The sequence below is a fragment of the Streptomyces sp. Inha503 genome, assembly GCF_047215865.1.
Lineage (GTDB): Bacteria > Actinomycetota > Actinomycetes > Streptomycetales > Streptomycetaceae > Streptomyces > Streptomyces lycopersici.
Genome location: NZ_CP178360.1, coordinates 5,304,846 through 5,327,977, shown reverse-complemented (window position 1 = coordinate 5,327,977; position 23,132 = coordinate 5,304,846). Strand labels below are relative to the sequence as shown.

Here is a 23,132-nt window from a genome sequence, read left to right as displayed (position 1 = left end):
ATGACTCACGACGCCGCGGGGCTGATCCCCGCGCCCCGCCATGACCAGAGCCGTCCCGGCCGCGCGGGCGCGCGGATCCACCCGCGGCGCACCGCCCTGGCCGCCGGGCCCGGCACCGAGGGGGTGGCGCGGCTGCTGCGCACCACCCTCGGCCAGGCGCTCGGCCTGTCCCTGCCGGACGGCGCGCCCGGCGGCGACGACACCATCAGCCTGCGGATCGACGCCGCGCTAGAGCCCGAGGGGTATCGGCTCACCGTGGCCGACGGCCGGGTGGAGATCGCGGGCGGCACGGCCGCGGGCGTCCACTGGGGCACGCAGACCCTCCGTCAGCTGCTGGGCCCCGACGCCTTCCGCCGCGCCCCGCTCAGGAGCGCGGAGACCGGCTGGGAGCTGGCGGAGCGGACGGTCGAGGACGCGCCGCGGTTCGCCTGGCGCGGGCTGATGCTGGACGTGGCCCGCCACTTCATGCCCAAGGACGGCGTCCTGGCCTATCTGGACCTGCTCGCCGCCCACAAGCTCAATGTGTTCCACTTCCATCTCACCGACGACCAGGGCTGGCGCGTCGAGATCCGCCGCTACCCGAAGCTGACCGAGGTCGGTTCCTGGCGCGAGCGCACCAAGCTGGGCCACCGGGCGTCCCCGCTGTGGGACGAGCGGCCGCACGGCGGCCACTACACCCAGGACGACATCCGAGAGATCGTCGCCTACGCGGCCGAGCGGCATATCACCGTCGTGCCCGAGATCGACATCCCCGGACACTCGCAGGCCGCCATCGCCGCGTATCCGGAGCTGGGCAACACCGACGTCATCGACACCGCCTCCCTCGGAGTCTGGACCACCTGGGGCATCAACCCGAACGTACTCGCCCCCACCGACAACACGCTCCGCTTCTACGAACATGTGCTGGAAGAGGTCCTGGAGCTGTTCCCCGGTGCCTTCGTCCACATCGGCGGCGACGAGTGCCCCAAGGACCAGTGGAAGGCGTCCCCGGCCGCCCAGGAGCGCATCCGCGCCCTCGGCCTGGCCGACGAGGACGAGTTGCAGAGCTGGTTCATCCGCCACTTCGGCCACTGGCTCGCCGAGCGCGGCCGCCGGCTGATCGGCTGGGACGAGATCCTCGAGGGTGGCGCGCCCGACGCCCCGCTGCCCGAGGGTGCCGCGGTCTCCTCCTGGCGCGGCTACGCGGGCGGGATCGCCGCCGCGCGGGCCGGCCACGACGTCGTCATGTGCCCCGAGCAGCAGGTGTACTTCGACCACCGGCAGGCCCCGGGCGAGGACGAGCCGGTGCCGATCGGCTACGTCCGCACCCTGGAGGACGTCTACCGCTTCGAACCGGTTCCCCCGCAGCTCACCGGCGTAGGAGCGGACCGGGTGCTGGGCGCCCAGGCCAATGTCTGGACCGAGGTGATGGAGGACCGCAGGCGGGTGGACTACCAGGCCTTCCCCCGGCTCGCCGCCTTCGCCGAGGTCGTCTGGTCGGCGCTGCCGCCCTCTCCCGAACGGGACTTCGGGGCGTTCCAGGGGCGCATGGAGGCACATTACGCGCGCCTGGACGCGCTCGGTGTGAGCTACCGCCCGCCCGCCGGGCCGCTTCCCTGGCAGCGGCGCCCCGGCCTTCTCGGACGTCCGCGCGAGGGAGCGCCCCCGATCGTGTGAGCCGCCCGTAAGGTGCGCACCGCGCTCCGCCGCCCCTGGGAGCGTAGTCCCACCGGCGCAAGCCCAAATCGCACAAGGGTCCCTGAAACGTGGCAATCCACTCCCGACGGAGACGTCGTAAGAAACCCGTACCATCCCCCAGGTCAGGGACGGATCCACGGATCACGGACCCCCGCGACGGCGGGCTCGCAAGATGTGCCAGAGTTGCCACGTCCGGGCTGTCAGCACGTACCGTACGGCGCAACAGCCGGGACACCGGGGAAGGGGCAGCTGGGTTGACCACGCACGCACCGCAGGCGGCGCACACGGTGACGTTGCCGGGCACGCTCGACGAGGCCGTGGCGGCGCTGGCCGCCATGCCCGCCGCCGTGCCCGTGGCGGGCGGTACCGATCTGATGGCCGCGGTCAACTCCGGCCTGCTGCGGCCCGCCGCGCTCGTCGGCCTCGGCCGGATCAGCGAAATCCGCGGCTGGCGCTATCTGGACGGGCACGCCCTCCTCGGCGCCGGACTCACCCACGCCCGGATGGGCCGCCCCGACTTCGCCGCGCTGATCCCGGCGCTGGCCGCGGCCGCGCGCGCCGCCGGGCCCCCGCAGATCCGCAACGCCGGCACCCTGGGCGGCAACATCGTCACCGCCGCCCCCACCGGCGACGCGCTGCCGGTGCTCGCCGCCCTGGAGGCCACGGTGATCATCGCCGGGCCCGAGGGGTCCCGCCGCGAGATCCCGGTCAGCCATCTGCTCGCCGGAGTCGATCTGCTGCGCCCCGGTGAACTCGTCGGGTTCGTCCGGGTTCCGCTGCTGCACGCCCCGCAGACCTTCCTGAAGGCCACCGGGCGCACCGGGCCCGGCCGGTCCACCGCCTCCGTCGCCCTCGTCCTCGACCCCGCGCGGCGCGGGGTTCGCTGTGCCGTCGGCGCGGTCGCGCCGATGCCGCTGCGCCCCCTGGAGGCCGAGCGCTGGGTCGCCTCGCTCATCGACTGGGACGGCGACCGCGGCCATCTGGACCCGCAGGTCACGACCGCTTTCGGCGAGTACGTCGCCGCCGCGTGCATCCCCGATCCGCTGCCCCCGCAGGACGGCGGCGAGCCGGTCCCCCTGCCGCCCGCCGCGATCCACCTGAGGCGTACCGTGGCAGCTCTGGCCCGCCGAGCACTGGGGAGGGCACTCGCGTGAGTGATGAACAGCAGCCGCACCGGCCGGAGCCCGGGAGCGGATGGCAGCCGATGCCGCACGGCCCGGAGTACGACGCCGAGTCGACGGCCTTCGTCCAACTGCCGCCCGACTACGCCCACCCGGACCCGACCGACACCTCCGGCCGTTGGGACCCGCTCGCGGCGCCCGGCACGGGCTACGCGCCCCCGCCGATGGACACCGGGCACGGTGACCCGTCCCAGGGCGGCCACTGGCAGCCGTCCGGCCATGGCCAGGGCGCGCCCCACGACCAGGGCATGACCGGGCACTGGACCACCGACGGGACCGACGGTGGCTACCTCTATGGCGGGCACCACGAGCCCCAACACGGGTCCGGCCAGTGGCCGGTGCCCGCCGGGGACCAGCAGGGCCACCACCCGCCGCACACCGGCCACTGGCCGGCTCCGGCGGCCGAGGAGCCGGTGGACGACTGGCCGGTGCCCGCCCCGTCCGACGACGGCGCCGGCAGGCCGGTGCACACCAGCCAGTGGACCATCCCGGTCGCGGGCGACGACGGTGTGGACGAGACCGGTGAGTACCGCGTCGACGACCACCCCGGCCCGGCCGCCCCTCCGTACGGCGGCCACGCGGACGGGCCCCAGGACCCGCAGACGACGGCCCAGTTGCGGATGCCCTTCGCCGGGCAGGCACAGCCCCGGCAGCAGCCCCAGCAGCCCCGGCAGCCCCAGCAACCTCATCAGCCCCATCAGCCGCATCCTGGGCAGCCGCAGCCGCAGCCGCAGCCCGGGGAGCGGCAGGGGCACTCCGGCCAGTGGTCGGTTCCGGCCGCCGACGAGGGCACGGAGGACTCCGGGGAGTACGCGGTCGAGGGCCACCCGGGCCCGGCCGCGTCCGCACCACCGGTCGCGCCCACGCCGCCGCCCGCCCGACGCCGGCTGCGCATGCCCGACCGCGACGAACCGGCTCCGGCCGCGGACCCGGCGTGGCCGGGCCCCTCCGCCGGGGACTCGGGCGAGTTCGCGACCGAGGGGCACCAGGGGCTGCACACCCCGCCCCGTGGCACCCCGCCGCACGGCACGCCCCCACACGGCGGCCCCGGGCCCGAGCGGCCCGCCGCCGACGACCCCGGCCGGCGGCCGGGCGATCCGGCCGCCGGGGACTCCGGTGAGTTCCCGGTCGACGGGCAGCACACCGGGCTGGAGACCCCGCCGCACGGCAGCCCGGCGCCCGGACTGCCCCAGGAGGCGTCCTGGCACGGCACGTTCGCGGACGAAGGGTTCGCGGACGACCGGTTGGCGGACGACCGGTTGGCGGGCGCCCCATTCGCGGGGGACGCCCATGGGCACGCCCCGCACCCCGGCCCCGATGACGGCGCCGGCCACACCGACGCCGCCGACACCGCGCCGGGCGCCGCCGAGGCCCCCGCCGAGGCGGTGCCGGACGACGCCGGGCCCGAGTTCACCGATACTGCGGCCGAGCCCGAACCGGCCCCGGCCGAGGGCGAGTTCCCGGACGCGCCTGACGCCGCCGGAGCGCCCGACCCGGCCGGGACTCCGGCCGGCGCCCCGGAGGCCGCTGACACCCCCGTCGAGCCCCTTGCGGAGCCCCTGCTCGCCGAGGCCGCCCAGGCCGCGGACGAGAGCCCGAGCCACAGCGAGCATCCGCTCGCCTCGTACGTACTGCACGTCAACGGCGCCGACCGGCCCGTCACCGACGTCTGGATCGGCGAGTCGCTGCTCTACGTCCTGCGCGAGCGCCTCGGCCTCGCCGGGGCCAAGGACGGCTGCTCCCAGGGCGAGTGCGGGGCCTGCTCGGTCCAGGTCGACGGGCGGCTCGTCGCCTCCTGCCTGGTGCCCGCCGCCACCGCCGCGGGCAGCGAGGTACGTACCGTCGAGGGCCTCGCCACCGGCGGACAGCCCTCCGACGTCCAGCGGGCGCTCGCCCAGTGCGGGGCCGTGCAGTGCGGCTTCTGCGTGCCCGGGCTCGCGATGACCGTGCACGACCTCCTCGAGGGCAACCACGCCCCGACCGACCAGGAGACCCGCCAGGCGATCTCCGGCAACCTCTGCCGCTGCTCCGGCTACCGCGGGGTCCTCGACGCCGTCCGCGAGGTCGTCGCGGGCCGTGAGGCCGCCGACGAGGCGGAGGCCGAGGCGGACGAGGGACACGACGCCCACCAGGACCCGGCCCGCATCCCGCACCAGACGGGACCGCACGGAGTCACGGGCAACGGGAGCGTCAACGGAAGCGGCAGCGGAAGGGCATCGGCATGACCGGAATCGCGGACGGCGCGGGCGCCGTCACCGCCACCCCCGCCGCCGGAACGCCCGTCAAGACCCCGTCCACCATGGGCCTGGGGGTGTCCCTGCCGCCCACCGACTCGGCCGCCAAGACCTCGGGCACCTTCCCGTACGCGGCCGACCTGTGGGCCGAGGGGCTGCTGTGGGCCGCCGTGCTGCGCGCCCCGCATCCGCACGCCCGCATCGTCTCCATCGACACCAAACAGGCCGTCGACATGCCCGGCGTACGGGCCGTGGTGACCCACACCGACGTGCCCGGTGACGCCTCGCACGGCCGCCGGGTCGCCGACCGTCCGGTGTTCGCCAAGGACCTGGTGCGCCACCACGGCGAGCCCATCGCCGCGGTCGCCGCCGACCACCCCGACACGGCCCGGCTTGCCGCCGCCGCCATCGCCGTCGAGTACGAGGTGCTGGAGCCGGTCACCGATCCCGAGCAGGCGTTCTCCGCCGAGCCGCTGCACCCCGACGGCAACCTGGTCCGCCACATCCCGCTGGCCTTCGGCGACCCGGACGTGGTCGGCGAGGTCATCGTCGAGGGGCTGTACCGCATCGGCCGCCAGGACCCGGCGCCCATCGGCGCCGAGGCGGGCCTGGCCGTGCCGCGCCCCGACGGCGGGGTGGAGATCTACACCGCCTCCACCGATCCGCACGCCGACCGCGACCTGGCCGCCGCCTGCTTCGGTCTTGAGCCGGAGCGGGTGAAGGTCGTCGTCACCGGCGTCCCGGGCGCCATGGGCGAGCGCGAGGACCCGGGGATGCAGCTGCCGCTCGGGCTGCTGGCGCTGCGCACCGGCCATCCGGTGAAGCTGGCCGCGACCCGTGAGGAGTCCTTCCTCGGCCACCCCCACCGCCACCCCACCCTGCTGCGCTACCGCCACCACGCGGACTCCCAGGGCAAGCTGGTCAAGGTCGAGGCGCAGATCCTGCTGGACGCGGGCGCCTACGCCGACTCCTCGGCGGACACGCTGGCCGCCGCCGTCTCCTTCGCCTGCGGCCCCTATGTCGTTCCGCACGCCTTCATCGAGGGCTGGGCGGTGCGCACCAACAACCCGCCCTCCGGCCATGTGCGCGGCGAGGGCGCGATGCAGGTGTGCGCCGCGTACGAGGGCCAGATGGACAAGCTGGCGGCCAAGCTGGGCCTCGACCCGGTCGAGATCCGGATGCGCAATGTGATGGCGACCGGCGATCTGCTGCCCACCGGACAGACCGTCACCTGCCCGGCCCCGGTCGCCGAGCTGCTGCAAGCCGTAAGGGACGCACCGCTGCCCACCCTCCCCAAGGACGACCCCGAGGAGGAGTGGCTGCTGCCTGGAGGCCTGGAGGGCGCGGGCGATCCGGCCGCGGTGCGGCGCGGGGTCGGCTACGCCCTGGGCATGGTCCACATGCTCGGCGCCGAGGGGCGGGACGAGGTCTCCACCGCCACCGTCAAGGTCACCGGGCCGGTGGCCACCGTCATCTGCGCGGCCGTCGAGACCGGCCAGGGCTTCACCACCCTGGCCCGCCAGATCGTCCAGGACGTCCTCGGTATCGAGGAGGTCCATGTGGCGCCCATCGACACCGACCAGCCCCCGGCCGGGCCCGCCTCGCGCGGCCGTCACACCTGGGTTTCGGGCGGTGCGGTCGAGCGCGCCGCGAAGATGGTCCGCACCCAGCTGCTCCAGCCGCTGGCGCACACCTTCGGCATGTCCACCGAACTGCTCAGCATCGCCGACGGCAAGATCACCTCGTATGACGGGGTGCTCAGCACCACCGTCGAGGAGGCCCTGGAGGGCAAGGAGCTGTGGGCCACCGCGCAGTGCCGCCCGCACCCCACCGAGCCGCTGGACGAGACCGGCCAGGGTGACGCCTTCGTCGGACTCGCCTACTGCGCGGTGCGCGCCGTGGTGGACGTCGACATCGAGATCGGCGCGGTACGCGTCGTCGACATGACGGTGGCCCAGGACGTGGGCCGGGTCCTCAACCCGCGTCAGCTCAAGGCCCGTATCGAGGCGGGCGTCGCCCAGGGCATCGGCGCGGCCCTCACCGAGAACCTGCGCACCTCACGCGGTGTGGTCCGGCACCCGGACCTGACCGGCTACGCCCTGCCGACCGCCCTGGACATCCCCGACATCCGCATCGTCAAGCTGGTCGAGGAGCGGGACGTGGTGGCCCCCTTCGGCGCCAAGGCGGCCAGCGCGGTGCCGGTGGTCACCACCCCGGCCGCGGTGGCGGCGGCGGTCCGCGCGGCCACCGGCCGTCCGGTCAACCGCCTCCCGATCCGCCCCCAGGCGGCGGTGGTCAACCAGGGCTAGGACCAGGGCTGGGACGCCCGCGGCGCGGGTTTGTACGAGACGTGTAACAGAGGGATCCCTCCCCGCCCCAACCCCATCCTCATGTTTGCGAAAGCGACACAGGAGACATGGGGAGCGAGGCGGGCATGGCACGGCACCGGGTCCTGGGGACGAACAGCCGAGTACTGGTGGCGGCGTTCGGTGTGATGGGGGTGACCGCCCTGGCCGCCGTGTGGACCGCCCAGGCCGGAACCGCCGAGGCGGATCCGGGCGCCTCGGCGCCGCGGAAGCCGACGCCGATCGTGGGCCAGACCTCCAAGCCCGACCCCGAACTGCCGGACCCCGTGGTCAACATGGACATAGCCCACGCCTCCGACAAGGGCGCCAAGGGCGTCAACATCACGATCGACGACGGTCCGGACCCGACCTGGACCCCGCAGGTCCTCCAGGTGCTCAAGGCCAACGGCGTCAAGGCCACCTTCTGCATGGTCGGCCCGCAGGCCCAGGCCCATCCGGACCTGGTCAAGGACGTGGTCGCGGACGGGCACCGGCTGTGCGACCACTCCATCTCGCACGACACGGCGATGGACACCAAGTCATCCGCCTACCAGTCCAAGGAGATCCTCGACGCCCAGCGAATGATCACCAAGGCGTCAGGAGGCGTCAAGCCGCTCTACTACCGTGCCCCGGGCGGCGCGTTCACCCCGTACAGCCGCCAGATCGCCGCCTCGCAGGGCATGCGGCCACTGGGCTGGAACGTGGACTCCAAGGACTTCGAGAAGCCGGGCGTCGAGGCCATGGTCAACACCGTCAAGAACGAGATCTCCAGCGGCCCCACCGTGCTCTTCCACGACGCGGGCGGCGACCGCGGCCAGACGGTCGAGGCACTGCGCCAGGTCCTGCCGTGGCTGAAGCAGGAGGGATACGGCTTCGGCTTCCCGGTCCGCTGACGCCGCGTACATGGACCCGCGCCGACGTCACCCTGGTCACCGGCGGGCGCCATCCGCCCGCCGGTGAGAGACGCCGCGGTCAGGCCGGGGGCTGACCCGTCAGGGCGGGTTCGCGTTCGCCATCGCGGGCGGTGAACGGGCACTGCCAGTCGGCGGGCTTCGGGCGGCCGGAGTAGCGGCGGGCCTCGGAGAGCTCCTCGTACTCCAGCAGGTTGGGGTTGATGTCGCCCTGGAGCTGGATGTCCTGCTTGCGTATCTTCTCGGCCAGCCGGTCCCACATCTTGGCGCCCTTGATGCGGTCGAACTGCTCATGCGAGTTGAAGGCCAGCATCGGGAAGGGCGGACGGCGGCCCCAGCGGCGGTGGGTCTCGTGCAGGCCGATGACGAAGAAGGGGTGACCGGCGACGCTGTAGGCGAACTCCCTGGCCTGCGGATCGGACGAACGGCCCTCGGCCCAGCGATAGGACCGGGAGTCCTGTTCGTGGAGTAGCTGGAGCTGTTCCCACAGCAGCTCCTCGAACCGCAGCTCATCCACTCCGCGGGGTTGCTCGAAGGTCGCGATGAAGCTCGTGAACGACCGGTGGCTCCAGTCGGCCGTGTCCACGAAGTCCGCGAGATCGAGTGCCATCAGCCGGGCCGAGTCGTCGGATCCCATCAGGTCGTAGTGACGATGGGTGATACCACCCTTGCGCCAGGCGGACCGTCCCGCCAGGCAGGCGAACCGGTCCCCCAGAATGAACCGCTCCACCTCGTCACGTGCGTCCACTGTCATGGCCAGCCTTCCTTCCAACTACGTGCCTCCTCGCTGGGAGCTCATCTCCTTCTCCACATGAAGGCGCCCACCCTGCTCACCTGCGTGGGAGAGCAGGAGAACGAGATGGGGCGCCTGGCTGAATTGTGATTGGCGAAGGGTCCATAGGCGAAATCCGGGTCGGGGCCCGGCCCCCGAGGGAGCGGCCCCGACCCGGATCCCGGGCCCCGGCCGTCAGTTCCGGGCGCGGTCCAGCGCCGCCGCCACCACCGGGCCGATCCGGGCCAGGGACTCCTCCCGCATCATCCGGTAGTGGTGATCGGGGACGCCGTACACCACCAGGGCGCCGTCCACGGAGGAGAGCCAGGCGTCCGCCACATGCAGCGGATCGCGCCGGTAGCCGGGGATCTCCTCCACGGCCCGGAACAGCAGCATGTCGCCCTGGAACCGCTCGGGCGCGAACTTCCGCATCAGCTCCTGGTCGTTGAGCAGGATGTCGAGCAGCGGGAAGCTGGTCTCGCCCTCCAGCAGCCGGGGCGGCAGCCCGGTCTCCCGGCAGAGGTCGGCCACCAGGTCGGCGGTGCCGTCCGCCCCGTCGGGGTGCGCTTCCAGCCAGCCAGGGGCGAAGATGTCGCCGCCGCCGATGTCGTCGAGCAGCACCCCCAGCCACTGGCGCTTGCTGAGCCCGGGCGCCTCGGGCAGGGCCTGGGCGTTGTCGGGGTAGGCGTCGACCACGGCCAGCGTGGCGACCTCCTCGCCCTGGGCCTGGAGCCGGGTGGCCATCGCATGGGCGATCAGCCCGCCGAAGGACCAGCCGAGCAGATGGTACGGACCGGTCGGCTGGACGGTCCGGATCTGCTCCAGATAGTCGGTGGCCATCTCCTCGACGCTCGCCGGGAGGACGTCCGGTTCGGTGAGACCGCGCGCCTGGAGGGCGTACACCGGCTGGTCCGGGGCGAGATGGCGCAGCAGCCCGGTGTACGACCAGCCGAGACCGCCGCCGGGGTGGACGCAGAACAGCGGCGGGCGCGTCCCCTCGCCGCGCAGCGGCAGCAGGATGTCCAGCGGCTGCCCCTGGTGCGCCTCGGCCGGTCCCGCGCCGTCCAGGCGGGCCACCAGCCGGGCGACGGTCGGCGCCTCGAAGAGGTCGCGCATCGACAGCTCGGTGGCCAGTGCGGCGCGGGCCTGGCTGGCCAGCTTGGAGGCGAGCAGCGAATGGCCGCCGAGCAGGAAGAAGTCGTCGTCGACGGTGACGCCGTCGACGCCCAGGACCTCGCCGAAGAGCGCGCACAGCGTCTCCTCGCGCGGGGTGCGGGGCGCGCGCCCGCCCGTGGTGGCCTCGAGGGACGGCGCGGGCAGCGCGGCGCGGTTCAGCTTGCCGTTCGCGTCCAGGGGGAGGGTGTCGAGGACCACGAACGCGCTGGGCACCATGTGCTCGGGCAGCACCTCGCCCAGCGCCTCGCGGACCGCGGCGACGTCCGGCGGGGTGCCCCCGGCGCACGTCACATAGCCGACCAGCCGCTGGTCGCCGGGCCGGTCGGCGCGTACCGCCGCGGCGGCCTCGGCCACCTGGGGGAGGGCCCGCAGCGCCGCCTCGACCTCGCCCAGCTCGACGCGGAAGCCGCGCAGCTGGACCTGGCCGTCGGTGCGGCCCAGGTACTCGACGTCGCCGTCCGGCCGCATGCGGGCCAGGTCGCCGGTGCGGTACATCCGGGTGCCGGGCGGGCCGTAGGGGTCGGCGACGAAGCGCTCGGCGGTCAGCGCGGCCCGGTTGAGGTAGCCGCGGGCCAGCTGCGCCCCGGACACGTACAGCTCGCCGGTGACCCCGGCCGGGCAGGGCTTCAGCGCGGTGTCCAGGACGTACATCCGGGTGTTCCACACCGGCCGGCCGATCGGCACCGGGCCCTCGCCGCCGGGCGCGGAGGGGTGGTGGGCGATCTGGATGGTGGTCTCGGTGGGCCCGTAGAGGTTGTTCAGCGGCACGCCGGGGAACCGCTCGTGGAACCGCTCGGCGGTCTCGCGCGGCAGCGCCTCACCACCGCTGGAGGCGCGCCGCAGGATGCCCGCGCACGCGTCGGCGGCGCCCGGCTCGGCGAGGAACGCCTGGAGCATCGACGGCACGAACTGGAGCGTGGTGATGCCCTCCTCGCGCACCGTGCGCGCCAGGTACACTGGGTCCCTGTGGCCGCCGGGCTTCGCCACCACCAGGGTGGCGCCGCTGAGCAGCGGAAGGAAGAACTCGCAGACGGAGGCGTCGAACCCGGCCGGGGTCTTCTGGAGCATCCGGTCCCCGGGACCGAGGCCGTAAGCGTCCCGCATCCACTCCATGCTGTTGGCCACGGCCCGGTGGGGTACCAGGACGCCCTTGGGGCGGCCGGTGGAGCCCGAGGTGTAGATGATGTACGCGGGGTGCTCGGGGTCGATCGCCACCGCCGGGGCCGAGCCGCCCGCGGCGTCGCCGCCGCCCGTGAGGTCCACGACGTCCAGGAGCAGCCGCCCCACGCCGTGGCGCGCGGGCAGCGCCCCGGCGCTGTCGGCGCGGGTGACCACGAGGGCGGGGCCCGCGTCGTCGAGCATGTACGCCAGCCGCTCGGCCGGGTAGTCCAGGTCCAGGGGCAGATACGCGGCCCCCGTCCGCAACACCGCGATCAGCGCGATGACCAGGTCGGCGGAGCGGGGCAGGGCCACGCCGACGGTGCGCTCCGGTCCGGCGCCGCGCGCGATGAGCACCCGGGCCAGCCGGTTCGCCGCCCGGTCCAGCTCCGCGTAGCTGAGCACGGTGTCATCGCAGACCAGGGCCTGGGCGTCGGGGGTCCGGGCGGCCTGGGCGGCCAGCAGCTCGGGGAGGGTGGCGCCGGAGGTGGGATGCGCCGTGTCGCCCGGCTCGCCCAGGACCCGTCGGCGCTCCTCGGCGGACAGCAGCTCCAGCGAGCCGACGGTGCGCCGCATGTCGGAGGTGTCGGAGAGGGTGCGCAGCAGGCCGAGATAGCGCTCCCGGTGGCCGATGAGGGCGTCCTCGGTGTAGAGGTTGGAGTTGGCGTTGAGGTCGATCCGGATACCGGTGCCGTCGGACCGGTCGTACCCCATGATCGAGAGATCCTCGACGGTGCCGTTGGAGAGGTTGTGTCCCTTGACCCGGTGACCTGCGAAGTGGAAGTCGTAGTCGTACGTCATGATGTTGACGTGCGGGCCGAGCAATCCGTTTCCGCCGTCCGGCAGTCGCAGATCACGGGCCAGGTCGATACGGCGGTAGCGCTGATGGCGAAGGGCCTGCCTGACTTCCCGCGAGATCTGCCGGACCAGCTCCCGTATTCGCATATCGGCGCGCACCTGGATGCGCAGCGGCACCACATTGGCGAACATCCCGGGAATGGCGCGGGAAGTGGCATCGGTACGGCCGGATACCGGCAGCGTCAGAATGATGTCCGATTTACCGGTCAATCGGTGCAGATACAGCGCGGTCGCCGCAATGATCATAGCGGACCAGTGGGTGGCGTATTTACGCGCGGCGGCCCGCAGCTCGACCGCTTCCGCCTCGGTCAGGTAGGCGGTCTGACGGAGGACGGTGGAAAGTTCCCTGGTGGGGTGGGTGGAAAGCCGCGCCGGGCGCGGGGAATCACCGAAGTGTTCCAGCCAGTACGCGCGGTCTTTGGCGAAATCCGGTGAGGTCCGGTATTCCGCGTCCTGGTCGAGCATCGCCCGCAGGGAACCGAAGACCGTTTCCCCCTCGGCCGGGTCGGTCCCCTCGACGAGCGCGGTGTACACCTCGGCGGTCCGCCGGCCCAGCAGGGCGGCCGAACCGGCGTCCGAGACGATGTGGTGGGTGCCCTGGTACCAGAGGAACCGCTCGGCCTCCACCTTGATCAGGGCGAATGAGAACGCCGGGTGATCGCCCAGCTTGAGCGCCCCCGTGGCCAGGTCGTTCTTCATCCACCGCTCGGCCGCGGCCCAGGGGTCGTCCTCGGCGGTGAGGTCCAGCTTCGGGAGCTCCCAGTCGGTCACCGGGTCAAGGGCCTGCCAGGGCTCCCCGTCGTCCTCGCCGACCCGGATGTTGTAGGGCTCGGCCTCCGCCACGGCCCTGCGCAGGGCCCGCTCGAATAGCTCGGTGTCTATCGGTCCTTGTATCTCCAGGTACTCACCGACCCGGAAGGTGGTGCTCTCCGGCGGCTCCAGCTGCTCTATGAACCAGATTTCACTCTGGCCGGTCGAGAGCGGCAGACGGGCGGCCGGTACGGCGGGCTGCACATTTCCCCCACTGAGAATGGGACCATGGTCGAAGAATGTGCCCGCCGACCGGGAGTAGTTTTCCGCGCGGTCACAGGCACCACACGCGACCCTATGAGACGGAATTGCACTCAGTGCGGGGGTCAGGAGACCGTTCGGTGGCGAGACTGTGAAAATCGCCGAGCCCTAGGTGTTTACCTGGAGTATCCACGGTGCCGGAACGGCACGGAACGGCATGAGCGCGTGCATGAGCATGCGCCCTACGGGCGCGAGTGTCCAGAGGGCGTCCGGGAGTTCACCGAGAGGCAACCCAAAGCGCGGGCGCCGAGTGAGGCGCCCGCGCCGGGGTGTGGAGGCCGTGGCGGGAATCGAACCCACGTAACTCGATTTGCAGTCGAGCCCCTCAACCACTCGGGCACACGGCCGATGTCGTGTTGTGTTCTCGACGATAGGACCGGGGCGGGGCGGGCACAACGGAGCGGCGGGGGCTGCCATACGACTGACACACTGCGTTCACGGCCGCCGCTCATGGCTTGCGGGCGCGTCCCGCCGGGCGCGTCCCGGCTCCCTTCACCCCGTGGGGCGCTGTGCCAGGAAGTCCTCGACCACCTCGCGGAAGAGATCCGGCTCGTCGACCCATGGATAGTGGCCCACCCCGGGCAGTGGCCGCGCCCGGCCGTCCGGGAAGGACCCGGCCACCAGCTCCCCGGCCCGCATCCCGGTCACCGCGTCCCGGTCGCCGGTGATCGCCAGCACCGGGCACGGCACCTCGTGCAGCCGGGCCAGCACCGCGCGCCGCCCCGCCTCGTCGACGCCCTGCCAGAAGCCCGCCCGCGCCACCCGCCCCAGCTGCTCGCCCTCGCTCTCGGCGTGCGCCCGCTGGGGCTCCTCCCAGCGGCCGTACGCCATGGGGGCGGCCTGGAGCAGCAGTCTGCGCATCTCGGCGAGGTCGGTGGTGTCGGGCAGCAACTGCACCGCCGTGTACGCGTCCTGCCACCAGGGCTCGTCGGCGCGGGATTCGAAGATCTCCCGGGCGTCCTCGGGGAGTTCGCCCTGAAGGCGGGCGCCCGGACTGACCAGGATCAGCCGGCTGAGCCGCTCGGGGTGGGCGGCCGCGTACGCCTGGGCGGTGGCGGCGGCCGCGTCATGGGCGAGCAGCGGGAAGCGGACGAGGTCCAGATGGCGGCGGAGCGACTCGAGGTCCTCGGCGAGCCCGGGGAAGGCGTAGCCGATGGGGTCGAAGGCCGGCGGGGAGTCCCCGGTGCCGCGGCTGTCGGGGATGAGGAGGGTGTGATGGGCGTCCAGCCCGCCGAGGTCGCCCAGATACTCGGCGTTCCGCCCCGGCCCGCCCGCCAGGCAGACCAGCGGTGGCCCCGCCGAGCCGTCCCGGGCCTCCAGGACGCGGTAGGCCAGCTCGGTTCCGTCGTACGAGGTGTAGTGCGGCATGGGGTCAGCTTGCCCCAGCTTTGTCATCCTGACCGTGCTTGACGGGGTGTCCTCGCGCAGCGGGTGTGGCGCGGGGGCGTATGTCCCGTGGGGCCGGGCCGCATGTCTCGTGGCACTGGCGCCGCGGCGCTCCGCGTGACGCAAAAGCGCCGGTAGGGGCGATCTTGTGGGTACCCAAATCCCGCTTATGGTTTCGGTTCCGGGCTCCGTATGATGCGAGTGTGTTCGATTCCCGGCACATCAAGACGTTCCACGAGGTGGTCCGCTCCGGCTCCTACTCCGGGGCCGCCCGTGCCCTCGGCTACACCCAGCCGGCCATCACCCAGCAGATGAAGGCGCTCGAACGGGCCGTGGGCAGTCCGCTGTTCATCCGGGTCGGCCGGGGGATGCGGCTCACCGAGGCGGGGGAGACCCTGGCCCGGCACGCCGACACCATTCTGACCAGCATCTCCACCGCCCAGCAGCAGATGAGCGCCATCACCCGGCTGCGCTCGGGCCGGGTGCGGGTCTGCGCCTTCCCCAGCGCCAACGCGACCCTCATCCCCGAGGCCATGGCCCGGCTCGCCGCCGCCCATCCGGGGGTGCGGGTGGAGCTGCTGGAGGGCGAGCCGCCGGATTCGCTGGGGCGGGTGGTGCGCGGGGAGTGCGACATCACCCTCGCCTTCACCTATCCCGGGCTGCGCGAGGAGACCCCCGCCGAGCTGGTGGAGATCCCGCTGCTGGAGGACCAGCTGACGGTGCTGCTGCCGACCGGGCATCCGCTGGCCCGGCGGCGGGCGGTCAAGCTGGCCGAGCTGAGCGAGGAGCGCTGGATCGCCGGATGTCTGCGGTGCCGCGCCAACTTCCTGCACGAATGCGCCGAGCAGGGCTTCGCCCCGGACATCGCCTTCACCACCGACGACAACCTGGTGGTGCAGAGCATGGTCGCGGCCGGGCTCGGCGTGGCGATGATGCCGGGCCTGGTGCTGTCGTTCCTGTGCCACCAGAAGGTCACCGGGCGCGCCCTGGACCCCGCGTCGCGCCGCCATGTCTCGGCGTACGTCCTCCGCGAGCACCTGGGGATACCGGCCACCGCGCGGGTGCTGGAGGAGCTGAAGACGGTGGCCGGGAACCGGGTCGGATGCTGACCCCTCACCCATAAGCGGAACTTGGGGAGGGCTCAACAACCTGTCGTTGGACGTGATGGTGCGGGTGGCAGGACGCTGCCGCCATGACCACCCCGACCGCGTATCCGTCCTCCCGTCTTCTCACGGCACGCCTCGGCGCGTTCGTCGGCGACGTCCGCGAGGCCGTCGGCCGGGGTCTGGCGCCCGATGTGACCGCCTATCTGGTGGGCGAGCGGCTCGCGCCCCACCTCGGCTCGGACGATCTGCTCACCCCCGGGCAGCGCGAGGGCGACCCCGACCGCTACCGCCAGCACATCCTGCACGCCGAGCCCGACGGCAGCTTCTCGATCGTCGCGCTGGTGTGGCTGCCCGGCCAGCGCACGGCGATCCATGACCATGTGTCCTGGTGTGTGACCGGCGTCCACGAGGGCGAGGAGCACGAGCGGCGCTACCGCCTCGTCCCGGACGGGCCGGGCTCGCGGCTGATCGCGGTGGAGGACGTGGTCAATCCGCGCGGCGCGGTGTGCGGATTCGCGCCGCCCGGAGATATCCACAGGGTGTGGAACGCCTGCGGGACGAAGGCGATCTCGATCCATGTCTACGGGGCGGACATCGCCCGTCTGGGCAGCAGCGTCCGGCGGGTCTACGACCTCCCGACGGCGGGCGGCCAGTGACGCTGACCGCCGCGCCCGGCCGGGCGCGGCAGGCCGCCGGATGGCGGCCACCCGCCCCGGTGTACGGGCTCGGGCTGGCCGCGGCCGGGGTCGGGGCCGCCTGGGGCGTCCACCGGCTGTTCCCCGCCGTCCCCCTGCTGACCGCCGCCGTGGTGCTGGGCATCGTCGCCGCGCATCTGCCGGGGGCGCGCGGCCTGGTCCGGGGCGTCTGCCGGGCCGGGCTCTCGCTCGCCGGGAAGCGGCTGATGCGCCTGGGCATCGTGCTGCTCGGCCTCAAGCTCAGCCTGAACGATGTGCTGGGCCTGGGCTGGGCCACCGTGGCGATGGTCCTGGGCGTGGTCGCCGCCACCTTCTGCGGCACCTGGTGGCTCGGCCGCCGAATGGGGCTGAGCGGCGACCAGCCGCTGCTGATCGCGACCGGCTACTCGATCTGCGGGGCGTCCGCGATCGGCGCGGTGAGCGAGGTGTCGGACAGCGATGAGCGCGATGTGGCCACCTCCGTGGCGCTGGTGACGCTGTGCGGCACGCTCGCCATCGCCGTCCTGCCGCTGCTCCAGCACCCGTTGGGGCTCGGCGACGAGGCGTTCGGCCGGTGGGTGGGGGCCAGCGTGCACGACGTGGGCCAGGTGGTGGCCACCGCGCAGACCGCGGGGCCGTCCGCGCTGGGCGACGCGGTGCTGGTCAAGCTGGTGCGGGTGGCCCTGCTCGCGCCGCTGGTCGCGGTGCTCGCGACGTCCGTACGGGCGCGGGGGCGCGCCAATGAGGCGGGGGGCGAGAAGGCGGGGCGGCGGCCGCCGCTGGTGCCGCTCTTCGTCCTCGGCTTCCTCGCGATGACGGCCCTGCGCAGTACGGACGTGCTGTCCACCGCCGTGCTGGACGGCGCCGCCACGGCCCAGGAACTCCTCCTCGCCGCCGCCCTCTTCGGCCTCGGCAGCGCCGTCCACCTCCCCTCCCTCACCCGCACCGGCGCCCGGGTCGCCGCGCTGGGGCTGTGCGCGTGGGTGGTGATCGCGGGCGCGTCGTACGGGGGCGTCCTGCTCACCACGTAGGGCCCGACGGGCCCGGGGCGACGGCCAGGGGTGTCCTAAGCCCAGCGGCCGAGCGCGACTCCGTCCCGCGACAGGTGTGACGCCCCGGAACGCCACTTACCCTGACGCCATGACCCCTCGCGACCCCCTCGATGGCGGTGCCGCCGACGCCGCCATCACGGACAGCCACCCCGAGCCGGCAGCCGGAGACCCCGGTCCGGCGGCCGCCGGTGACCTGGCCCTGACGGACGACGGCGACACCGGGCACACGGGGGAAACCGGGGATACCGGCGGCACCGGCGGCACCGTACTGGGGAGGCGCTACCGAGCCCTCACCCTCGGCATCGTCACGGTCGTCTCCCTCATCGCCTTCGAGGCGAGCGCGGTCAACACCGCGATGCCGGTCGCGGCCCGCGCGCTGGACGGGGTCGAGCTCTACGCGTACGCCTTCTCCGCCTACTTCACCGCGAGCCTGTTCGCGATGGCCCTGTCGGGAGAGTGGTGCGACCGCAAGGGGCCGCTGGCGCCGCTGTTCGCCGGGATCGCGGCGTTCGCCGCCGGGCTGCTGGTGGCCGGTTCGGCACAGCGGATGTGGATGTTCGTGGGCGGGCGCGCGGTGCAGGGCATAGGCGGCGGGTTGGTGATCGTCGCGCTGTACGTGGTGGTGGGCCGCGCCTATCCGCAGCGGCTCCAGCCCGCCGTGCTGGCGTCCTTCTCGGCCGCCTGGGTGCTGCCCGTCATCGTCGGCCCGCTCGCCGCCGGGACCGTCACCGAACACGCGGGCTGGCGCTGGGTGTTCCTCGCCATCCCGGTGCTGGTGCTGCCGCCGCTCGCGGTGATGCTCCCCGCGCTGCGCGCGCTGCCCCCGAGCGGGCTCTCCGCGGGCATGAACCGCCGCCGCATCCTGCTCGCGCTCGCCGTCGCGGTGGGCGCCGGACTGCTCCAGTACGCGGGCCAGGACCTCAACTGGCTCTCCCTCGTCCCGGCCGCCGCCGGGCTCGCCCTGCTGGTCCCCTGCGTACTGCGGCTGCTGCCCAAGGGCACCTTCCGCGCCGCCCGCGGCCTGCCGTCGGTGATCCTGCTGCGCGGGGTGGCGGCGGGGTCCTTCCTGGGCGCGGAGAGCTTCGTCCCGCTGATGCTGGTGACCCAGCGCGGCCTGTCCGCGACCGCCGCCGGGCTCTGCCTCACCGGCGGCGGCCTCACCTGGGCCCTGGGCTCCTACACCCAGAGCCGCCCCCGCCTGGAGCCGCACCGCGAACGGCTGATGGGCCTCGGCATGTTCCTCATGGCCGTCTCCATCGCCATGGTGCTCCTGGCCCTCATCGACTCCGTACCCGCCTGGATCGCGGCCGTGGCCTGGTTGATCGGCGGCTACGGAATGGGGCTGACCATCTCCAGCGGAAGCGTGCTGCTGCTGAAGCTCTCGCGCCCGGAGGACGCGGGCAGCAACTCGGCCTCCCTCCAGGTCTCCGACGCGCTCGGCAACATCACACTGGTCGGCGTCAGCGGTGTCCTCTTCGTCGCCTTCGGCGGTGGCGAGATCGCCCCCACCGGCACCGCGGCCACCCACCAGCCGGCCGCCTTCGGGGCGGTCTATGTGGCGATGACGGCGGTGGCGCTGGCGGGCATCTGGGTGACGACGCGGTTGCGGCCCGAAAACCGTTAGCACCGCGTGGTACCACGCGGTACCATCGGCTCATGGCAGCGCTGAATCTACGCTTTACGGACGAAGAGCTCGACGCATTGCGCAAGCGCGCGGAGGCGGAGGGCCGGAGTATGCAGTCGTTCGCCCACGACGCGGTGATCGCTGCGATCAATGAGCACTCCCGGCTGTTCAACGAGGCCGCCGCCCATGTGCTGCGGGTGAGCGATGAGCTCAACCGGAGGCTCGCCTGATGCACTACCTCGCCCTGCCCGAGCTGCTGAACCTCGCGGAGCGCCTCGGGGCCGACGAGGTGCGCGACTACGGGCTGCTGGAGTCCGCTCTGGCCCGTCCGCAGGCGAGCGTGTTCGGCCAGGACGCCTACCCGGACGTGTGGCAGAAGGCGGCCGCGCTGATGGAGTCGCTGGCCCGCAACCACGCCCTGGTGGACGGCAACAAGCGGCTCTCCTGGTACGCGACCTGGGTCTTCCTCCACATCAACGGGCACCCACTGCACGCGGACTTCGACGTCGACGAGGCCGAGCGCTTCGTGCTGAGCGTCTGCCAGGGCGAGCTGGACGTGCCGAAGATCGCGGAAGGGCTGACCCGGTTCACGAACTGAATGTGAGCCTGGTCCCACCCTCGGGTGGGACCAGGGCGTACCCCGAAGCATGAACGGCGGCACCGGTAGGCTGACGCGGTTCCCGATCGACCCCGCCGAGCCAGCCCGACGGAGACCGTGAGTACTACTGCCGCCTCCACCAGCCATCACCTCTCGCCCGCCTTTCCCGGCCGGGCGCCTTGGGGTACCGCGAGCAAGCTGCGCGCCTGGCAGCAGGGCGCGTTGGACAAGTACATCCAGGAGCAGCCGCGGGACTTCCTCGCGGTGGCGACCCCCGGCGCCGGTAAGACCACCTTCGCCCTGACCCTCGCCTCCTGGCTGCTGCATCACCATGTCGTCCAGCAGGTGACGGTCGTCGCGCCGACCGAGCACCTGAAGAAGCAGTGGGCGGAGGCCGCCGCGCGCATCGGCATCAAGCTGGACCCGGAGTACAGCGCGGGCCCGCTGAGCCGGGAGTACCACGGCATCGCCATCACCTACGCGGGCGTCGGCGTCCGGCCCATGCTGCACCGCAACCGGATCGAGCAGCGCAAGACGCTCGTCATCCTGGACGAGATCCACCACGCCGGTGACTCCCGCTCCTGGGGCGAGGCGTGTCTGGAGGCGTTCGAACCGGCCACCCGGCGGCTGGCCCTCACCGGCACCCCGTTCCGGTCCGACACCAACCCCATCCCCTTCGTCACCTACGAAGAGGGCAACGACGGCATCCGGCGCTCCTCCGCCGACTACACCTACGGCTACGGCAACGCGCTGGGGGACGGCGTCGTGCGCCCCGTCATCTTCCTCTCCTACAGCGGCAACATGCGCTGGCGCACCAAGGCGGGCGACGAGATCGAGGCGCGGCTCGGCGAGCCGATGACCAAGGACGCGGTCTCCCAGGCGTGGCGCACCGCGCTCGACCCGCGCGGCGACTGGATGCCGAACGTGCTGCGCGCCGCCGACCAGCGGCTGTCCGAGGTCCGTAAGGGCATCCCCGACGCGGGGGCGCTCGTCATCGCCTCCGACCAGGACTCGGCCCGCGCCTACGCCAAGCTGATCCGCGAGATCACCGGCACCAAGGCGACGCTCGTGCTCTCCGACGAGGCGGCGGCGTCCCAGCGGATCGAGGACTTCAGCCACTCCGACGACCGCTGGATGGTCGCGGTCCGCATGGTGTCCGAGGGGGTGGACGTGCCCCGGCTGGCGGTCGGGGTGTACGCGACCACCATCTCAACCCCGCTCTTCTTCGCCCAGGCCGTGGGCCGCTTCGTACGGTCGCGGCGGCGCGGCGAGACCGCGTCCGTCTTCCTCCCCACCATCCCGAACCTGCTCGGCTTCGCCAATGAGATGGAGGTCGAGCGCGACCACGTCCTGGACAAGCCGAAGAAGGACGGCGAGGAGGAGAACCCGTACGCGGAGGAGGAGAAACTCCTCGAGGAGGCCGAGAAGCAGCAGGACGAGGACACCGGCGAACAGGACCAACTGCCCTTCGAGGCACTGGAGTCGGACGCGGTCTTCGACCGGGTGCTGTACGACGGCGCCGAGTTCGGCATGCAGGCGCATCCGGGCAGCGAGGAGGAGCAGGACTACCTCGGCATCCCGGGGCTCCTCGAACCCGATCAGGTGCAGATGCTGCTCCAGAAGCGCCAGGCCAAGCAGATCGCGCACAGCCGCAAGAAGCCGGACACGGAGGCGGATCTGCTGGAGCTTCCGGCGGAGCGGCGGCCGGTGGTCACCCATAAGGAGCTGCTGGAGCTGCGCAAGGAGCTCAACTCGCTGGTGGGGGCGTATGTCCACCAGAGCGGAAAGCCGCATGGCGTGATCCACACCGAACTGCGCCGGGTGTGCGGGGGGCCGCCGAGCGCGGAGGCGACGGCGGGGCAGATTCGGGAGCGGATCAAGAAGGTCCGGGAGTGGGCAACGCGCATGCGCTGACGCGCGCCCTTTCCCCTCCCCGCCCCTTCCCGAAACTGGGGCTCCGCCCCAGACCCCGGGCCCCCTTGCGCGCGGACACGCCAGGGCGGGGTGCGGCGGACCCGCCGGTTCTTCCCCCTCCCCGCCCCAGCGACTCCGCCCCTGGACCGTGGGCTCGGGGGCAGAGCCCCGGGCGATCTCTGGCGGGCGGGTACGCCGGGGCGGCGCGGTCCCCTTCCCGCGCTAGGGGCTTCGCCCCCGGGGGCCGGGGGCTGGGAGGGGCCCTGCCCCTTGCCGCCCTTTCCGTATCAGGGGCTTCGCTCCCGGTGTCGGGGTCTGGGGCGGAGCCCCAGTTGTGGGAAGGGACGGGGAGGGGAGTAGCCCGCCGCAGGCGCGGGTCGCCCTACGCAACCCCCTTTCGAAAAATTTCATGAACCGGTCGCAGACCCCCCTCGTGAATCCGGGCAAACCGGGACACTTTAGGGTGCTCTCGCGCCGCGTTCTTTGGCAGCTCCGCTCGTATTCTGGACAAACCCTTCCGCAAAGCGGACCAGCTCGCTAGCGTTCGGGCACGCACACGCCCCGTGGCAGCGCCGCCGCGGAGCGCAGCCGGTGCGTGACCACCGCGACCGGCGGCCTCTTCGCGCGCCGTCGTCGGGACCGGCGGGGCACCGCACGGAGAGCCGCCACTCATCACCGAGGAGGGGGCGTCGTGACCGCGGAGACCTCTCAGACGCTCGATCGGGGACTGCGCGTCCTCAAACTGCTCGCCGACACCGACCACGGGCTGACCGTGACCGAGCTGTCCAACAAGCTCGGCGTCAACCGCACCGTGGTCTACCGGCTGCTGGCCACCCTCGAGCAGCACTCCCTGGTCCGCCGGGACATCGGCGGGCGGGCGCGCGTCGGGCTCGGAGTGCTCCAGCTCGGCCGCCAGGTGCATCCGCTCGTACGGGAGGCGGCGCTGCCCGCGCTGCGCTCCCTCGCCGAGGACGTCGGCGCGACCGCCCACCTCACCCTGGTCGACGGCACCGAGGCACTCGCCGTCGCGGTCGTCGAGCCGACCTGGACCGACTACCACGTGGCCTACCGGGCCGGATTCCGGCATCCGCTCGACCGGGGCGCCGCCGGGCGCGCGATCCTCGCCGCCCGCGCCGGCCGCCCCGACGACCCCGGATACGCCCTCACCCACGGCGAACTGGAGGCGGGCGCGAGCGGCGCGGCCGCACCGCTCATCGGGGTGACGGGGATAGAGGGCAGCGTCGGGGTCGTGATGCTCTGCGACTCGGTCCCGGAGCGGGTCGGCCCCCGGGTGGTCGACGCGGCCCGAGAGGTCTCGGACGCCTTGAGGTGAGGTGAGCGCGGGCCGCCACTCGGCGGCCTGGCGGCCCGGCGACCGGGCCCCACGGTCAGGTT

Annotated in this window: 16 protein-coding genes and 1 tRNA gene; 13 read left to right on the top strand and 4 right to left on the bottom strand. The window is 73.0% G+C overall.

Annotated features, from left to right (window positions below):
* The 5 genes from ACJX2R_RS21885 to ACJX2R_RS21865 all read left to right on the top strand — a co-directional run bounded on the left by ACJX2R_RS21885 (position 1) and on the right by ACJX2R_RS21865 (position 8,330).
* Positions 1 to 1,656 (top strand): beta-N-acetylhexosaminidase, encoded by a 1,656-nt coding sequence (locus ACJX2R_RS21885; RefSeq protein WP_413101508.1) that lies wholly within the window; start codon positions 1 to 3, stop codon positions 1,654 to 1,656.
* Between the two features lie 275 nt (positions 1,657 to 1,931).
* A complete protein-coding gene (locus tag ACJX2R_RS21880) occupies positions 1,932 to 2,831 on the top strand; it encodes an FAD binding domain-containing protein (protein WP_138915390.1) in 900 nt (299 codons plus the stop codon).
* On the top strand, positions 2,828 to 5,083 hold the full coding sequence (locus ACJX2R_RS21875; protein ID WP_413101507.1) for a 2Fe-2S iron-sulfur cluster-binding protein: 2,256 nt from the start codon (positions 2,828 to 2,830) through the stop codon (positions 5,081 to 5,083). The genes ACJX2R_RS21880 and ACJX2R_RS21875 overlap by 4 nt, the downstream gene beginning before the upstream one ends.
* Complete coding sequence (locus ACJX2R_RS21870) at positions 5,080 to 7,401, top strand: xanthine dehydrogenase family protein molybdopterin-binding subunit (protein WP_413101506.1); 2,322 nt, start codon at positions 5,080 to 5,082, stop codon at positions 7,399 to 7,401. Before ACJX2R_RS21875 ends, ACJX2R_RS21870 begins: the two co-directional genes overlap by 4 nt.
* A 125-nt stretch (positions 7,402 to 7,526) precedes the next feature.
* Positions 7,527 to 8,330 carry a polysaccharide deacetylase family protein gene (locus tag ACJX2R_RS21865; protein ID WP_413101505.1) on the top strand — a complete coding sequence of 268 codons (804 nt, stop codon included), beginning with the start codon at positions 7,527 to 7,529 and terminating at the stop codon, positions 8,328 to 8,330.
* A 79-nt stretch (positions 8,331 to 8,409) separates the two neighbouring features.
* Here ACJX2R_RS21865 and gntA read toward each other — a convergent pair whose 3' ends face one another.
* The 4 genes from gntA to ACJX2R_RS21845 form a co-directional block, all read right to left on the bottom strand.
* A complete protein-coding gene (gene gntA, locus ACJX2R_RS21860) occupies positions 8,410 to 9,102 on the bottom strand; it encodes a guanitoxin biosynthesis heme-dependent pre-guanitoxin N-hydroxylase GntA (protein WP_413101504.1) in 693 nt (230 codons plus the stop codon).
* 213 nt (positions 9,103 to 9,315) lie between these two features.
* A complete protein-coding gene (locus ACJX2R_RS21855) occupies positions 9,316 to 13,326 on the bottom strand; it encodes an amino acid adenylation domain-containing protein (protein WP_413101503.1) in 4,011 nt (1,336 codons plus the stop codon).
* A 329-nt stretch (positions 13,327 to 13,655) separates the two neighbouring features.
* Positions 13,656 to 13,730: transfer RNA gene (locus tag ACJX2R_RS21850), tRNA-Cys, on the bottom strand.
* A gap of 145 nt (positions 13,731 to 13,875) precedes the next feature.
* The gene (locus ACJX2R_RS21845; RefSeq protein WP_262699857.1) at positions 13,876 to 14,751 is read right to left on the bottom strand and encodes an alpha/beta fold hydrolase; all 876 of its coding nucleotides are present in this window, start codon (positions 14,749 to 14,751) and stop codon (positions 13,876 to 13,878) included.
* Between the two features lie 221 nt (positions 14,752 to 14,972).
* Here ACJX2R_RS21845 and ACJX2R_RS21840 point away from each other — a divergent pair, with 221 nt between their 5' ends.
* The 8 genes from ACJX2R_RS21840 to ACJX2R_RS21805 all read left to right on the top strand — a co-directional run bounded on the left by ACJX2R_RS21840 (position 14,973) and on the right by ACJX2R_RS21805 (position 23,070).
* On the top strand, positions 14,973 to 15,878 hold the full coding sequence (locus ACJX2R_RS21840) for a LysR family transcriptional regulator (RefSeq protein ID WP_020870935.1): 906 nt from the start codon (positions 14,973 to 14,975) through the stop codon (positions 15,876 to 15,878).
* Positions 15,879 to 15,961: 83 nt separating this feature from the next.
* Complete coding sequence (locus tag ACJX2R_RS21835; protein ID WP_413101502.1) at positions 15,962 to 16,531, top strand: cysteine dioxygenase; 570 nt, start codon at positions 15,962 to 15,964, stop codon at positions 16,529 to 16,531.
* A complete protein-coding gene (locus ACJX2R_RS21830) occupies positions 16,528 to 17,580 on the top strand; it encodes a YeiH family protein (protein ID WP_413101501.1) in 1,053 nt (350 codons plus the stop codon). Before ACJX2R_RS21835 ends, ACJX2R_RS21830 begins: the two co-directional genes overlap by 4 nt.
* A gap of 109 nt (positions 17,581 to 17,689) precedes the next feature.
* Positions 17,690 to 19,225 (top strand): MFS transporter, encoded by a 1,536-nt coding sequence (locus tag ACJX2R_RS21825; protein WP_413101500.1) that lies wholly within the window; start codon positions 17,690 to 17,692, stop codon positions 19,223 to 19,225.
* Between the two features lie 32 nt (positions 19,226 to 19,257).
* Positions 19,258 to 19,455: an Arc family DNA-binding protein gene (locus ACJX2R_RS21820; RefSeq protein WP_413101499.1), complete on the top strand. Its 198-nt coding sequence runs from the start codon at positions 19,258 to 19,260 to the stop codon at positions 19,453 to 19,455.
* The gene (locus ACJX2R_RS21815; RefSeq protein ID WP_413101498.1) at positions 19,455 to 19,823 is read left to right on the top strand and encodes a type II toxin-antitoxin system death-on-curing family toxin; all 369 of its coding nucleotides are present in this window, start codon (positions 19,455 to 19,457) and stop codon (positions 19,821 to 19,823) included. Before ACJX2R_RS21820 ends, ACJX2R_RS21815 begins: the two co-directional genes overlap by 1 nt.
* A gap of 117 nt (positions 19,824 to 19,940) precedes the next feature.
* Positions 19,941 to 21,737 (top strand): DEAD/DEAH box helicase, encoded by a 1,797-nt coding sequence (locus tag ACJX2R_RS21810; protein ID WP_262699851.1) that lies wholly within the window; start codon positions 19,941 to 19,943, stop codon positions 21,735 to 21,737.
* Positions 21,738 to 22,428: 691 nt separating this feature from the next.
* Positions 22,429 to 23,070, top strand: coding sequence for an IclR family transcriptional regulator (locus ACJX2R_RS21805; protein WP_044574552.1), 642 nt, complete (start codon positions 22,429 to 22,431; stop codon positions 23,068 to 23,070).
* The last annotated feature ends 62 nt before the right edge of the window (positions 23,071 to 23,132 follow it).